11 protein-coding genes are annotated in these 15,295 nt (G+C 53.1%); 4 read left to right on the top strand and 7 right to left on the bottom strand.

Annotation, left to right across the window (positions count from 1 at the left end; translation table 11 throughout):
* Positions 1-16 precede the first annotated feature (16 nt).
* Entirely contained in the window at positions 17-3,607 is a 3,591-nt protein-coding gene (locus RIC05_RS11040; RefSeq protein WP_350047273.1) for a PAS domain S-box protein, read from the top strand.
* Positions 3,608-3,646: 39 nt separating this feature from the next.
* Here the strand turns inward: RIC05_RS11040 and RIC05_RS11035 are convergent, their stop codons facing one another.
* Positions 3,647-4,384: an SDR family oxidoreductase gene (locus tag RIC05_RS11035; protein WP_350047274.1), complete on the bottom strand. Its 738-nt coding sequence runs from the start codon at positions 4,382-4,384 to the stop codon at positions 3,647-3,649.
* 194 nt (positions 4,385-4,578) lie between these two features.
* Positions 4,579-4,770, bottom strand: coding sequence for a hypothetical protein (locus tag RIC05_RS11030; protein WP_350042918.1), 192 nt, complete (start codon positions 4,768-4,770; stop codon positions 4,579-4,581).
* Between the two features lie 243 nt (positions 4,771-5,013).
* Here RIC05_RS11030 and RIC05_RS11025 point away from each other — a divergent pair, with 243 nt between their 5' ends.
* Both RIC05_RS11025 and mgrA read left to right on the top strand, forming a co-directional pair.
* Positions 5,014-7,038, top strand: coding sequence for an aminopeptidase P family protein (locus tag RIC05_RS11025; RefSeq protein WP_350047275.1), 2,025 nt, complete (start codon positions 5,014-5,016; stop codon positions 7,036-7,038).
* Positions 7,039-7,203: 165 nt separating this feature from the next.
* Entirely contained in the window at positions 7,204-8,256 is a 1,053-nt protein-coding gene (mgrA, locus tag RIC05_RS11020; protein ID WP_350047276.1) for an L-glyceraldehyde 3-phosphate reductase, read from the top strand.
* A gap of 88 nt (positions 8,257-8,344) precedes the next feature.
* Here mgrA and RIC05_RS11015 read toward each other — a convergent pair whose 3' ends face one another.
* Positions 8,345-9,250 carry a LysR family transcriptional regulator gene (locus RIC05_RS11015; RefSeq protein ID WP_350047277.1) on the bottom strand — a complete coding sequence of 302 codons (906 nt, stop codon included), beginning with the start codon at positions 9,248-9,250 and terminating at the stop codon, positions 8,345-8,347.
* Between the two features lie 141 nt (positions 9,251-9,391).
* On the opposite strand from RIC05_RS11015, the gene RIC05_RS11010 reads away from it, so the two are divergent.
* Entirely contained in the window at positions 9,392-10,360 is a 969-nt protein-coding gene (locus RIC05_RS11010; RefSeq protein ID WP_350047278.1) for a DMT family transporter, read from the top strand.
* 27 nt (positions 10,361-10,387) lie between these two features.
* Here RIC05_RS11010 and RIC05_RS11005 read toward each other — a convergent pair whose 3' ends face one another.
* The 4 genes from RIC05_RS11005 to recN are packed head-to-tail and all read right to left on the bottom strand — an operon-like array spanning position 10,388 to position 15,198.
* On the bottom strand, positions 10,388-10,942 hold the full coding sequence (locus RIC05_RS11005) for a thermonuclease family protein (protein ID WP_350047279.1): 555 nt from the start codon (positions 10,940-10,942) through the stop codon (positions 10,388-10,390).
* A gap of 8 nt (positions 10,943-10,950) precedes the next feature.
* Complete coding sequence (locus RIC05_RS11000) at positions 10,951-11,343, bottom strand: hypothetical protein (protein WP_350042912.1); 393 nt, start codon at positions 11,341-11,343, stop codon at positions 10,951-10,953.
* A gap of 32 nt (positions 11,344-11,375) precedes the next feature.
* A complete protein-coding gene (gene ligA / locus RIC05_RS10995; RefSeq protein ID WP_350047280.1) occupies positions 11,376-13,475 on the bottom strand; it encodes an NAD-dependent DNA ligase LigA in 2,100 nt (699 codons plus the stop codon).
* 52 nt (positions 13,476-13,527) lie between these two features.
* Positions 13,528-15,198 carry a DNA repair protein RecN gene (recN, locus tag RIC05_RS10990; RefSeq protein ID WP_350047281.1) on the bottom strand — a complete coding sequence of 557 codons (1,671 nt, stop codon included), beginning with the start codon at positions 15,196-15,198 and terminating at the stop codon, positions 13,528-13,530.
* Positions 15,199-15,295 lie beyond the last annotated feature (97 nt).

Genomic DNA, 15,295 nt, shown 5'->3' with positions numbered 1-15,295 from the left:
GGGAGATGATCTGATCATGCGCGCAAATGTTGAAATCGTCTTGCATCGAACGCAAAACCGGATTGCTGATTTCATGTTGCTGGTGATGACCATCGGCGGCTTCCCCGCATTGGTGGGGTCTCTTATGCGCGGCACAAGCCAGATGTTCTGGCCGGTCGAACTTCTGCAACTTGCGGTCTTTTTGGGTGTTGTTGGCTGTCTGGTGTTGCGCCGCGGATTAGAAATGCGCACCAAATCGTTTTGGATAACCGTATTCATGACGGTCCTTGCGTTGCTCTATATCGTGATTTTTTCGCCGGCAAGCGGCATGGCACTTATGATCGTTTCGACGGCCACGGTTGCGGTTTTCAATCCGCTTCAGGTCACGCTGCGCTATGCATTGTTCTGTTTCGTTACGATTATGGCGATTGCGGCATCTCGGATCCATGGATTTGATCAATTTTTACTCGATGACGCGGGAATGGTTGAACACACCTATCCAGTGTGGATTTCGGTCCTGTTCGGATACGCATGGATGAGTTCGGCAATTGTGGTTGGCGTTATCTGGATGCGTCAGGCTCTTTTGCAGGTCAGTGTCGATCAGTTACGCTCGGAAAATGAATTGCTGTCGGGCAAAAAGTTCCTGGAACAAATTCGAACCAGTGCTACCGACGTCGCCAGCTATTTTTCGTCGCTTAAGCGGATTGAAGACGCTTCTTTTCGCCCAAGTTTGCAACGTTTTGCAGAACTGATGAATTGCGAACGGGCCAGTCTTTGGCTGCAAAATGAAGATGGCGATGTTGTTTGTATCGGCCTTTATGACGCGAATTACCCAAACGCAAGCCATGATGGTTTGATTTTGCGAAGGGTCGATCTGCCTCGCTATTTCGCTGCCCTTGAAACCGGGCAGGCTATTGATGCGGCAAACGCGATAGAAGACCCGCGCACATCGGAATTTACCGAGAAATATCTGCGACCGTTGAATATACGCGCGATGCTTGATGTTTCGCTGATGTCTGTTGCCGGGCGTATGGGGGTTTTGTGTTTTGAAACCGTTGGCCGCACACGGATTTGGCGTGCTGATGAAATTGTTTTCGCCCATATGGCGGGCGGATTATTGGCGGCAGCGGCCGGTATCAAATCCGTGATGGAGGCTGGCGACAAGTTGAACTATTCCCGACGCCGTTTCGAAGCAGTTGCGAACTACACTTATGACTGGGAAAGCTGGCTTTCACCGGAAGGTAAGCTTTTGTGGGTCAACCCGGCGGTGGAACGTGTTCTGGGTTTCACGGTTGATGAGTGCATGAATGTTGATGATTATCCGCTGCCATTTGTCGCGGATCAGGACCGGGATCGGGTTCGTCATTACCTGGAAGAAGGACAGTCCGGTCTTTCTGGCGATGACCGGGAATTCACTGGTCTGCACAAGAATGGTCAACGTGTCGGAATTGCTATGTCCTGGCAACCCATTTCAGACAGTGACGGCACGCAGATGGGCATTCGGATCAGTTGCCGTGATGCAACGGAACGCATTCGGTATCGCCGTGAACTTGAACAGGCCAAAAGTGATCTTGAAGCCAATCAGAACCGTCTGCGCGCGCATTTCAACAATAGCAAGATTGGCGTTTTCTATTGGACACCGGATCGCACCATCATCGAAGTCAATGACACCGCGTGCGAGATGTTTGGCTACAGTGCCGATGAGTTGGTGGGCAAGAAACTGGAAATGATAGTCCCGCCCAAGGACCGCAGCCGCCTTGGTATCTTGTTGACCAACATTTTGGAAAACAGAACCAGCGTAAATAACCGGTTCGAAAACGTTACGCGGACAGGGCGTCGGTTGATTTGTGAATGGTATGAAAGCCCGATCTTTGATGCGGACGGCGAACTCGATTGTATTGCGAGCTTCGCACTTGATGTTACCGAACGTGAACGATTTCAGGAAACACTGGAATCTATTTATCGCGGTGTGCGGTATCAACTTGGAGCTGACTTTTTCAAGAACCTGACCAAGGTGATGTGTGAAGCACTTGATATGGATTACTGCCATATCGCGGAATTGCAAAAAGACCGGGTAAAATCGGTGGCCTATTTCAGTCCGGAAGGGACACGAGAAGGCCTTGATTTCGAACTTAAGAATTCTGCAGTTGAAAAAGTCATCGCCAACGGTATCTATGTCTGCCCGGACAATTTTCAGGACGCGATGCACGGGGTTCAAAGAGTAACCGATTTCGACATTCGTGGTTACGTTGGTGCTGCCCTGTATGACAGCGATGGTATGCCAATTGGCGTGTTGGTTACCGTGTCAGAAAAACCGATAGCCGACCCGGAATTGGCACAATCGATTGTTGGGGTCTTTGCCGCGCGCGCATCTGCGGAATTGCAAAGGCTTCAGGGCGAACGCAATCGCGAAAAGCTTGAAGATCAGCTTCGCCATTCCCAGCGCATGGAAACCATTGGTGTTCTGGCAGGGGGTATTGCCCATGACTTTAACAATATCCTCCAGCCAATCAGTGGTTATGCCGAACTGCTTTATTCCGATCTCCCCGAGGATTCTCCACTGCGCGACGATGTAATGGAAATTCGCCAGGGTGCGGACCGTGCCCGGAATCTCGTGCGCCAAATCCTGTCATTTAGCCGAAACTCCGAGACAGAAAGATCGCCGATTGAAGTTGCTGCGATGATCAAGGGAACCGTTCGGTTTGCGCGGGGGTCCTTGCCGTCAAGCGTATCGCTTGTCTCCGAAATTGCCCCTGACGTCACGTCGGTTTTGGGCAATGCGACGCAACTTGATCAGTGCCTGATGAATTTGATTACCAATGCCTATCACGCCGTTGGCCAACAGGGCGAAATCCGTATTGAAGCCAGTCCGTTTGAGGTCACCGAAGACGGCATTGCGATGCATCCCTTGTTATCACCGGGACGGTATATCCGCATTTGCGTGATTGATAATGGCTGCGGCATGGATGATGAAACGGCTAAAAGGATCTTCGATCCGTTCTTTACGACCAAGGAACCGGGCAAGGGTACAGGTCTTGGTCTGTCGACAGTGCATGGGATCATTGCCGGGCATAAAGGGGAAATCACGGTTTACAGTCGTTCAGGACAGGGCACGCGCTTTTCCGTTCTGTTGCCGGAACATGACCGCGCGGTTGAGGAATGTGACGCAATATCGAACGGGTTGATGGTCAGTCGGGGCGGCCGCGTGGCGGTGGTCGATGACGAAGAAAAGAACCTCAAGCTATGTGCGCGAATGTTGGAACGAATTGGTTACACCGTTACAACATTCTCCGAGGGCAAGGACGCCTTGGCGGCCTTAAACAGTGAAGAAGACAATTTTGATGTCTTGCTGACCGATCAGACCATGCCCCACATGACCGGGCTGAAACTGGTGGAACATCTACGCGGTGCGGGCATTGGGATCCCGGTGATCGTCATGACCGGATACGCGTCCGACAATGTCATGGCATCGTTTAACAAGCTGGGTGTCGCGCATATTTTGGCCAAGCCAATTGATATCATTGAAATGCACGATGCCTTTGCCAAGGTGATGGATGAACGCGAGCCAGCCAATGGTGATGTGTTACCGACATTGGCCGACCCTGTTCCAAATGATGGTGGACGTTGATGGAGGTGAGTTAAGGGTTCAATTCTTCATCAATGCCGTCTAACGGCCACCTGAAACATCAACGATGCTGCCTGTGACATAGGACGCGTCACTTGAAATCAGCCAAAAGATGCTGTGCGCGACTTCTTCGGCATCGCCGGGACGACCAAGCGGGCAATTTGGCCCAAGTTCCGTGATCCGTTCCGGACGGCCGACACTGGCATGAATGTCGGTATCTATGATGCCGGGGCGGACCGCATTGACCCGAATGCCCATCGGGCCGAGCTCCTTGGCAAGTCCGATGGTTAAGGTATCAATCGCGCCTTTTGATCCGGCGTAATCAACATATTCACCCGGTGATCCGAGTTTTGCCGCGATTGAGGACACATTCACAATAGCGGTGCCGGAATGCAGGGTTTTGGCCGCTTCGCGCGCGACCAGATAAGCGCCAAGGATGTTGGTGTCAAAGACATCCTTCATCCGATCAATGTCCATATCGGCAAGCGTGCTTTGCGGGGCGACGATTCCGGCATTGTTGACAACGCCACTGATGGATCCAAACCGCTCGCGGGCGCTGTTAAAGAATTCAATCACGCTTTTTTCATCACGGACGTCGCATTTGCGCGCAAAGACGTTTCCGGTGATGCCCGCCCGTTCACACAGGGCACAGGTTTCATCTGCACTCTTTTGATCACCGACAAAGCTAAGGGCGACATTCCAGCCTTTGCTGGCAAACAGCACAGCCGTTGCCCGCCCGATACCGCGTGATCCGCCGGTAATAAGGATTGTTTTCGTCATAACCACTCCGAAATCGTCTTAATTATTTTGGCTACTATGCCGTGGATGATCGGGAATGGTCAAAAAGAAACGGCCCTGCTGTGGAGGAGCAGGGCCGTTTCAGAGGGAAGAGACAAAAAATACCGCAAGGATCATGAACCGTGATCCTGCGCTTCGTCATAAGGCATAAAACCAATTCGGGCGGGACTGATCCTTTAATCCTTGCCTTTGGTGTCTTCTGGTCCGGTTGGGGACCGGTCAGAAACATCATCCGTCAGATGGGCAGGGCCTGTATCAAGACCATGTGCAGCTCTTTGACCAGCGGTCAGGCGCTCAAGGCCATCATAGGCCGTCTGACGACGACGAGATTGTACGACACTCAGGGCAGTAATAGGAAAACGGATCACCGTTCATGGTCTCCTGCAAATTGACGTCCCGACGGGCCATCTTTTTGTCACGGAGATGTAATAGGTTAATCTTTAACTAATTTGTATTGCGAAGCTTGCAACGCATTCATTCGCCTGACGCATGTGACGTGTAACGGTATGAAAAAGTGGCGTAAAATTCCCCGATTGCCTTTGATACTTGCGCCGTATCAGGAATAACCCTTACATAGATCAACTGCCCCACGATTTTAAAAGAGGATATTCATGGCCATTTCCGGTGATGCTCAACTTGCCGCACTTCTTGAACGCAACAATGTCGACAAGGATGTTAGCGCTGTCATTGATCTGGTCGATGGCGTTCTTGCCGCGGCGGACGGCGATACCCGTGCCGATTGGATTGACTTGATCGCAACGTCACCAGATGACGAGCTTAAGGCTGCCTTGTTGGCGCTGCGGGATGAACGCAAACCGCTGTTCAAGATGGCGGAAGACGGTTTTGATCCGGTAGAACGTGTCGCATCACTGCGCACCTATCTTGCTGCCAAAGGTGTTGATGGATTTATCGTCCCGCGTGCCGATGAACATCAGGGCGAGCGTGTGCCGCTCCGCGCCGAACGTCTGGAATGGCTGACCGGCTTCACCGGGTCGGCAGGTGCCGCTGTTGTTCTTGCAGACAAGGCTGCAATATTTGTTGATGGACGTTACACCATTCAAGTGCGCCAGGAAGTCAGCCGCGACCAGTTTGAATATCGTCATCTGGTCGATGAACCGGTTGTGGGCTGGCTACATGATAATCTCAAATCGGGGCAGAAACTGGCTTATGATCCATGGGTGCATACCGTTCAGCAGGCCAACCATCTGCGCGCGGCCTGTGAAGGGATCGGGGCGGAACTGATCGCCATTGATACCAACCCGATTGATGCCCTGTGGCAGGGGCAACCGGCCATGCCGCTTGGGCCGATACGTCCGCATCCGATGGAATATTCGGGTAAATCAACGGCTGAGAAGCGCGACCAGATTGCCGGGCTTCTATCGCGTATTTCATGTGACAGTGCGATCCTTTCTGCGCCGGACAGCATTGCGTGGTTGTTGAATATTCGCGGTGCCGATGTGTCGCAAACACCGCTTGCACTGGGCTATGCGATCATTCACAGCGACGCGTCGGTCGAATTGTTTATGGATGAACGCAAACTTGTCAGCGAGACGGTCGAATGGCTTTCAAACGAGGCAACCTTGCGTGCGCCGGGCGAACTGGGCGAAGCCCTTTTGGCGATGGGCAATCAGTCTGTGCGCCTAGATGAGGCAACTGCGGGTGACTGGTTGCGTATGCAGCTTGCCAAGGCCGGGGCAACCGTTCGTGTGGGCCGTGATCCGGTTGCCATTCCCAAAGCATGCAAGAACGATGTGGAACTTGAAGGATCGCGCAAAGCCCATAAACGTGACGGCGAAAAGATCATCCGCTATTTCAAATGGCTTGATGACAATGCGGCAGATGGCAGCATGGATGAACGTGTTGCCGCCGACAAACTGCTTTCGCTTCGCGCCGAAGATCCGTTGTTCCGCGATTCCAGTTTTGAAACCATTCCGGGCAGCGGCCCGAATGGTGCACTTTGCCATTATCGCAACACACCGCAAAGCAACCGCAACCTGACACCGGGGGAGATTTTCCTGATCGATTCCGGCGGCCAGTATCTTGATGGCACAACCGACATCACCCGGACCACCGTGATTGGCAATCCGACCCAGGAACACCGTGATCGGTTTACCCGTGTTCTGAAAGGTCACATTGCGTTGGCGCGTGCAATTTTCCCGGTTGGCACCACGGGCCAGCAGCTTGACACCTTGGCGCGGATGCCGTTGTGGGAAGCCGGGCTTGATTTCGATCATGGCACCGGGCACGGGGTTGGCAGTTATCTTGGTGTGCATGAAGGCCCGCAGCGGATTTCCAAAGCACCAAACAAGATTGCCCTGAAACCGGGCATGATCCTGTCGAACGAACCGGGATTCTATAAGGAAGGCGAATACGGTATCCGGATTGAAAACCTGATTGCGGTAACTGAAATCGACGCCCCGATTGGTGCCGATCGCAAGATGCTGGGGTTCGAGACGCTTACCTTCTCGCCGATTGAACGCAAATTGATTGACCCTGAACTGATGACAACGGACGAGCTTCAGTGGCTCAACGATTATCATGCGCAGGTCTATGGCATGTATGCCGATGATCTTGATGAAGATCACCTTGAATGGCTGCAAAAGGCTACGGCACCGATCAAAAAGAAACGTATCTGATTTTGGTTGGCTTTGCCGCGATGTGAAAAACGAAAGCCGCCCTGCCAAACGGGGCGGTTTTTTTTGTCCGTTGGGCACTGACAAGTCTGATGGAATGACGTAATAAGAGTTCATTGGATCGATTCAATAAAAGCGGAATACCGCTTCTGATAACTGGAGGAAGACATGGCTGAAGTCGAAGAACAGTGGATGGCAAACCCCAACCGCTATGACGACGAAACCTATAACCGCTGTGGTCAAAGCGGTTTGATCTTGCCGAAAATCACCCTTGGCCTGTGGCAGAATTTCGGCGGCGTGGATGTCTATGAAACCCAACGCGCCATGATCCGCCGTGCCTTTGACCGTGGTGTTTTTCACTTTGATCTGGCCAATAACTATGGCCCGCCCCCGGGATCAGCCGAAGAAAATTTCGGCAAGGTTCTTGGTCAGGATTTGAAAAAACACCGCGATGAGCTGATCATTTCGACCAAGGCGGGTTACCGCATGTGGCCGGGACCGTTTGGTGAGTGGGGATCACGCAAATATCTGATTTCCAGTCTGGATCAAAGTCTTACGCGTATGGGGCTTGATTACGTCGATATCTTTTATTCGCATCGGGTTGATCCCAATACACCATTGGCCGAAACCATGGGCGCACTTGATCAAATCGTGCGATCCGGCAAGGCTTTGTATGTCGGGATTTCATCCTATTCGCCGGAAATGACCCGTAAGGCGCACGCGATCCTGAAAGATCTGGGAACACCTTGCGTCATTCATCAGCCGTCCTATTCGATGATGAACCGTTGGGTCGAAGAAGGTCTGCTCGATACCCTGTCAGAACTTGGTATGGGATGTATTGCGTTCTCGCCATTGGCGCAGGGTCTGTTGACCAACAAGTACCTGAACGGTGTGCCCGAAGCATCCCGTGCGGCCCTTGAAGGGTCGTTCCAGACCGGAATGCTGACCGAGGAAAACCTTAAGCGTGTAAACGCCCTTAATGAAATTGCCAAACGTCGAGGCCAGTCATTGGCGCAGATGGCAATTGCATGGGTGCTGCGCCGCCCAGAAATCACCTCGGCCCTGATCGGGGCACGTCACGTTCAGCAGCTTGATAACAGCCTTGATGCGCTTGATAATCTTGAATTCAGTGCAGATGAGCTTGCCGAAATCGATAAATACGCGGCGGATGGTGGTCTGAATCTGTGGCAGAAATCATCTGATTCACAGGCACCGGCTTAATCGGCAGAAACGGCGTTCTGACCTTTGCAACAGCCCGGCCGATGATTTTTCGGTCGGGCTTTTGTGTATCTGGATATGCGCTGTCAGGCTATTTTTCGGCCATCGGCAAGGTGCCCGCCAAATCGCGCAGGGTATCAATAACTGCCTTCGCCCCGGAACTAAGCGGGCGATCATGCAGCCATGACAACATGACCTTACGCGACAATTCCGGGCTTATGATCCGCCGGGCCCGCAAGCGGCCCGTCGAAAGTTCCATCACAAGCGAACTTCTTGGCAGCACAGTATGTCCCAGATTTCGATGCACCAGATCGACCAAAACGCGCAGTGCATCGGCTTCAACAACCGGGGTTAACGGGCGCCCGGCGCGGAAGGCTGCTTCTTGCATTTTTGCGCGAAGTCCGTGTTTGTTGGTCGGCATGATCAGCGGCAGGGAAAGGACATCTTCATAGGCAATTTCGGTTTCCTGTTCGCCAACCTGTGTCGGGTGGGAGATCAGAAACAGGTCTTCGCGCCACAGGGGTTCGGAATGGAGACTGCGCGAGATCATGCCGTCATGCAGGATGCCGATATCCAGACGCCCTGAGAGCAATCCTTCCTGAACATCGCCCGTCAGATCCTCATAGACCGAAATGTTGAGATCAGGATAGTGGTCTCGCAGCCGTTCAATCAGGGCACCTGTAATGACAATTCCGGCGCTTGGCGGCACACCGACATGGACGTGGCCGGTAACTTTACTGCTGCGTGCAGATAAATCGGCCTCCAACCGGGCAAGATCGGCCAGAATGACACGCGCGCGTTCGGCCAACATCTGACCCGATTCAGTCAGTTTCACCCCGCGTCCGGTGCGTTCCAGAAGCTTGGTATCAAGGGTTTCTTCAAGCAGGTTTAACTGACGGCTAAGGGCCGGTTGTGACAGGTTTAGCCGTTCGGCCGCACGTGACAGACTGCCGAGTTCTGCAATATGAACGAAACTTCTAAGCTGCTTGATATCCATAAAGTCACGCCCTGACGCCGGTAGGTATGTTGGTCTTGCATAAAGATATAGCCAAAACTGATATCTGTTAGCAATTAATTCGAATTGAATAATGTCGGGGCGCGGGTAACTATGTCCTCAAAGAGAGGATCGGAGACCACCATGACAACATCGCCCCAATCACAGCCTGTCGCAACGCCGGCAGGTTCTGCCTTGATGATCGTGCTGCTTGCGACAGTTGCCTTTGCCATGAAGGGATTGCTGGCAAAGTTTGTTTATGCCACTGGCATGACGGTGGATGGCTTGTTGCTGTTACGGTTTTTGATCGCGATGCCGTTCTTTTGGGCCGGGGTGTTCTGGTTTGGCAAACACCGTCCGGGTGAGCGCAAAATGAAGCCACTCGATCTGGCATGGGGGGCTTTGTATGGTGGGTTGTTCTTTGCCGCTGCCTTGTTTGATTTTACAGCCGTCTCGCTGATTGATGTCACCATCTCGCGGATTGTGCTGTTTACCTTTCCCGCCGTGGTCTTGATCCTTGAAAGTTTGCACAAACGGCGCTTTCCACCGATGCGGCAAATCGTCTGTTTTGTTGTGACCTATTTTGGCCTGATGCTGGTTCTTGCCCCAAGTGGTTTTGGCGAGGTGTCTGACGGTTTGTGGTACGGCGCGTTGTTGGCTTTTGCCTCTGCATTGACCTATGCCTGTTATCTTTATTTCGGGCAGCGGATGATAACAGTCATCGGTTCCATGCATTTTGCTGCCTTGGTCAACACAATGGCCGGGCTGTCGATGGTTCTCTACCAGTTGATCATGCAAAAGCCGCTGAACCTTAACCTCGATGGGGTTTTGTGGACGGCGGGCATTTCGATTTTCTGCACCGTGATCCCGTTCTTCCTGCTTTATGAAGGCATCCGGCGGATAGGGGCGACGCAGGCATCGCTGATTTCGCTATCTGGGCCGGAAATGACGTTTTTTGCGGCCTGGTTGCTGTTGGGCGAGATGCTGACAGTGCCGCAATTGATCGGTTTTGCGGTTGTTACCATTGGTGTGGCGTCCCTGAAAAACAGCTTTAGCCTGGCGGGGCTTGGTCGGTTGCTCGCACGGCCATTTGCCTCAAACACCAAGTCATAAGCGGTTGGCAGGCAAGGTCGGGGGCAGTCAGTCTGTTTCGCGTTGCCAGGTGCGAACCTCTGTTTCATGTTCTGGAAGTCGTACACCCTGACGCCATTTGAACGGATCAATGAATTGTCCTGCCCATACACCGGTGCGGGCCTGCTTGGCGCGGTCTTCGACCGGGCCATATTCTGGCATTTCATCGGTGCGGGCAACGGCCATGCCACGCATGATCAGGCTTTGCCCGATATCAACGCCATTGGCATTACGGCAGACCGCCATGTTGCGGTGATAGCGGCTTTTGCCAAACACTTCGCATGTGATCGGTGTGGCGACCAGAAGATTGGTGGTGACTTGCCATGCATCTGCACCGCAAGCCGTACTTTGCCCGTTGATCAGGCATTGTTGAAACCGTTCCAGCGCATCAGCACCCCACAAATCAATTCGGCGAAAGCCAAATTCAAGTGTGTCGGCGTCAATGGCGCGGGCGGGACCTGACAAGGTGTCGTAGTCCGGATCCGCATGTGCAAGACAAGGGGAAAGGATCAGAAACAGGGTGACGAGATACTGCAGCATCCAAATGTTGGAAGAGCGCATCATCAGCACACTCAATACAGATCGCTAAAGCGGATTTCATCAAGCTGGGCAAAGACAACTTTCCATTTGTCTTCTTGCTTGAGCAAGGCAAAAGCATAGTCACAATCAAAGATCAGATTGTTTTCCGAGTTGCCGAACCGGAATGACACAATCGCACGTGAGCCGCCCGGCAGTGCGGAATGCTGTTCGATCACGATGGATTTCGCCATGGCAAGATCAGCATTTTTCAATTCTTCAAAGAATGATTGATGATAGGTATGAAGATCATCCACCGATGAAATCGCATGCACGCCTGAGAGATCATTGATCAGGGACGGGTAGTGATAAAATTCGTCAAGCGCATCTTCTTCCAGCTTGAGATGGGCATCAACATAGCGGTGAAAAAAACTTCCAAGGTCTTCCATCGGCACGCGTCCCTTTCGAAAATGATCCGTAATTATTCGGCGGCAATCAGATCAAGCCACCCTTGTTCGTCAAGTACTGTAACACCTAATTCTTCTGCTTTCTTTAATTTGGATCCCGCACCCGGTCCTGCAACCAGATAATCGGTTTTTGCCGATACGGACCCTGCAACTTTCGCGCCGAGGCTTTCGGCTCTGACCTTGGCTTCGTTACGCGAAAACAGTTCCAGCTTGCCGGTAAAGACAACGGTTTTACCGCTCACCGGGTTATCAGAAACGGTGGGGGCTTCGACATCGTTGATGGTCAGAAGATCTTGCAGGTCATCAAGAACCTCAAGATTGTGATCTTCGGCCATAAAGCCAATCAGGTCTTTGGCAACACCCGGTCCGATCTGGTCGATATTGATCAATTCGCGCAAGGCATCGCTATCTGCATTATTGGCCGCAATGATCGAACTGCGCCATTCCGTGATCGATCCATAATGCCGCGCAAGAAGCTTCGCCGTGGCCTGCCCGATCTGTCGAATGCCAAGGGCATAGATAAACCGATCAAGGCCGATAGAGCGGCGTTCATTGACCCCGTCAAACAGTTTGGTCGCAGATTTCTCGCCCCAACCTTCAAGCTTTTTGATCTCGTCGGCATGAAGTGTTTCCAGTCGGAAAATATCCCCCGGCGATTTTACCCAGCCAAGTTCAAAGAACGTTTCGACGTTTTTTGCCCCCATGCCATCAATGTCAAAGGCATTGCGCGAGACAAAATGTTTCAAACGTTCAACAGCCTGTGCCGGGCAGATAAGCCCACCGGTGCAGCGGGTGGCGGCTTCGCCTTCTTCGCGCATTGCGTGGCTACCGCATTTCGGGCAGGTATCAGGGAACTGGTATTCAACAGTGTCTTCTGGGCGTTCATCAAGGATGACTTCAACCACTTGCGGGATGACATCACCGGCCCGCTGAATAACCACCATGTCACCAACGCGGACACCAAGGCGGTCGATTTCATCGCGGTTATGAAGGGTCGCGTTTGAAACGACAACGCCACCAACCGTGACAGGCTCCAGTCGGGCAACCGGGGTTAGTGCGCCGGTACGACCAACCTGAACTTCGATGGCATTTAAACGGGTGCGGGCCTTTTCAGCCGGGAACTTATGGGCAATCGCCCAGCGCGGTGATCTGCTGACAAAGCCAAGCCGCAGCTGAAGTTCAAAATCATTGACCTTATAGACGATGCCATCAATGTCGTAATCAAGATCCGGGCGCAGAACGCCCAGTTCATCATAGAACGCCATGATATCATCGGCATCGTTCAAAAGGCGGGTAAGCGGATTAATGGTAAAGCCCCATCCATCGACCTTTTGAAGGAAATTCCACTGGGTTTGGGCAAGGCTTTCAGACAGTTCACCAAAACTATAAGCAAAAAAACGAAGCGGCCGCTTGGCACTGATCGCTGGATCGAGTTGACGCAAAGATCCTGCCGCTGCATTACGCGGATTGGCAAAGGTTTTGCCGCCGGTTTCAGACTGCGTTTCATTCAGCTTCTGGAAGGCAGAGCGCGCCATATAAACCTCGCCGCGGATTTCAACCACATCGGGCGCATCATCGGGCAGGGTTTTGGGAATGTCGCCGATATGGGCGACATTGGCGGTGACATCTTCACCTTCGGACCCATCGCCACGGGTTGCTGCGGTAACAAGCTGGCGGTTTTCATACCGTAGCGACAGTGACAATCCATCAATCTTGGGTTCGCCAACCACCTCAATCGGGCTATGGGCGGTCAGGCTCAGGAAACGGCGAATACGGGCCAGAAAATCGACAATATCTTCGCGTGAAAACGCATTGCCCAGTGACAGCATCGGGCGGGCATGCTTGACTTTGGCAAAGCCGTCTGCAGGGGCGGCGCCGACTTCCTGGGTTGGGCTGTTTTTCTTCAGTGTTGGGTAGTGCGTTTCAAGTTCGATCAGACGGTTGAACAGCGCGTCATATTCCGCATCGGGGACCAGCGGTTCGTCATTGATGTAATAGGCTTCGTTGAATGAACGAATGCGGTCGGAAATTTCCGCATGCTGTTTGCGTGCCTCGGTACTTGTTTCGGGCAATTCCGGCAGGTCGGACGTGTTTGACGCATGGTCGGCGTTCATATTCTTTTTGTTCCGTATTCGATAATGGGGCGGCCATGGATGGTGGCAGGCCCTAAGTGGGTTGTTCTAACAGGCTATCGGCCGCAGCGCGGGCTTCGGCGGTGACGGAATGACCGGCCAGCATACGGGCGATTTCTTCGCGCCGCGCGCCATCAACTAGTGCATCAACGCGGGTCACCATGGTGCCGTCGGTTTCGCGCTTGGCAATATAAAAATGCGTGCGTCCGCGTGCGGCCACTTGCGGGCTATGGGTGATGACAAGGATCTGGCGTTCCTGTGCCAGCAGATGCAGGCGCTGACCAATCGCCGCTGCCGTCGCACCACCAACACCGCTATCAACCTCGTCAAAGACCAGGCTGGGGACGGCCGAAACACGGGCAAGGACGACTTTAAGTGCGAGTAAGAACCGGGAAAGCTCGCCACCGGATGCAATTTTGTTCAATGCGCCGGGCGGGCTTCCGGGGTTGGTCGCAACCGTGAACTGGACACGGTCAATGCCATCAATTCCCCATTCGCCTTCTTCAAGCTTGGCGATGTCCGTGACAAAGCGGGCCTTTTCCATGCGAAGCGGCGGGAGTTCGGTATTGATCGCCCCGTCAAGCTTGGCCGCGGCTTCTTTGCGGGCCGCATGAAGCTTTTGCCCGGCTTCGATATAGGCCGCACGGTGTTCCTTCACAGCAGCCGTCAGGCGCGTGAGTTCTTTTTCACCAAATTCAAGCTGATTGATCTGGGACCGGAAATCTTTCATCAGAGCATTCAGCCCATCGACCGGCACTTTGTATTTGCGTGCCGCAGCCCGCAGGGCAAACAACCGTTCTTCGACATTTTCCTGATGCCCGGTATCGACATTCAAGTCAGCCAAGGTTGCCGAAATCGACCGGTTGGCTTCTTCCAGTTCGATTGCGGCACGGTCAAGCGCCTCAATGATCGGTTCAAACCGGCCATCGGCCTTTTCAAGTTCGCGTTCAAGGCAACGCTGTGCACTGCGAAGCGCACTTTCAGCACCCTTGCCGCGCGATAGTTCCCCGCCTGCATCATTCAATGCTGCAACCAGCTTCTCGCCATGCATCAGGAACTGGCGTTCCTCGGCAAGGCGCTCTTCTTCGCCTTCTTCCGGGCCAAGCTTTTCAAGCTCGTCAACCGCATGACGCAGCCATTCTTCTTCTTCGCGGGCCTTATCAATCCGTGCGCGTGCGCTGTTAAGTTCTTTTTGCGTTTCGCGCCATGCCCGCCAATGATCGCGCACGGTCATTGCAAGATTGCCAAGATTCCCATGGGCATCAAGGGTCGCGCGGTGCGTGGTCGGGTCAAGCAGACCGTGTTGATCAAATTGCCCCTGAATTTCAACGCAATAATCACCAACATCGCGCAGAAGCCCGACGGATACCGCCTGATCATTGACATAGGCGCGGGAACGGCCATCAGTCGTAACAACGCGGCGTACCACCAATTCTTCACCGTCCAGATCGATATCTTGTTCGGACAAAACGCTAAAGACCGGATGGCCAAGGGGAAGGGCAAAGGTGGCTGTTACGCTGCATTTGTCACAGCCATGGCGGACAAGGCCGCTATCGGCGCGCGCACCAAGTGCAAGTCCCAACGAATCAAGCAGAATGGATTTACCGGCACCTGTTTCCCCCGTCAGGACGCTAAGCCCGTCGTGGAAATCAAGATCCAGCTTGTCGATAAGGACTACATTCCGAATGCTGAGACGTCGAAGCATTTCTGGGTACTGATGTTGTTAACGGGGCAGCAGACAGGTTTTGCCGAACTTATTGGTGAATTGCAGAGTGCCCAATACCGACCGACCTTGCAAGTGT

Origin of the sequence: Thalassospira sp., from assembly GCF_040218635.1 — a bacterium.
Lineage (GTDB): Bacteria > Pseudomonadota > Alphaproteobacteria > Rhodospirillales > Thalassospiraceae > Thalassospira.
This window is presented reverse-complemented; position numbering and strand designations above follow the sequence as displayed.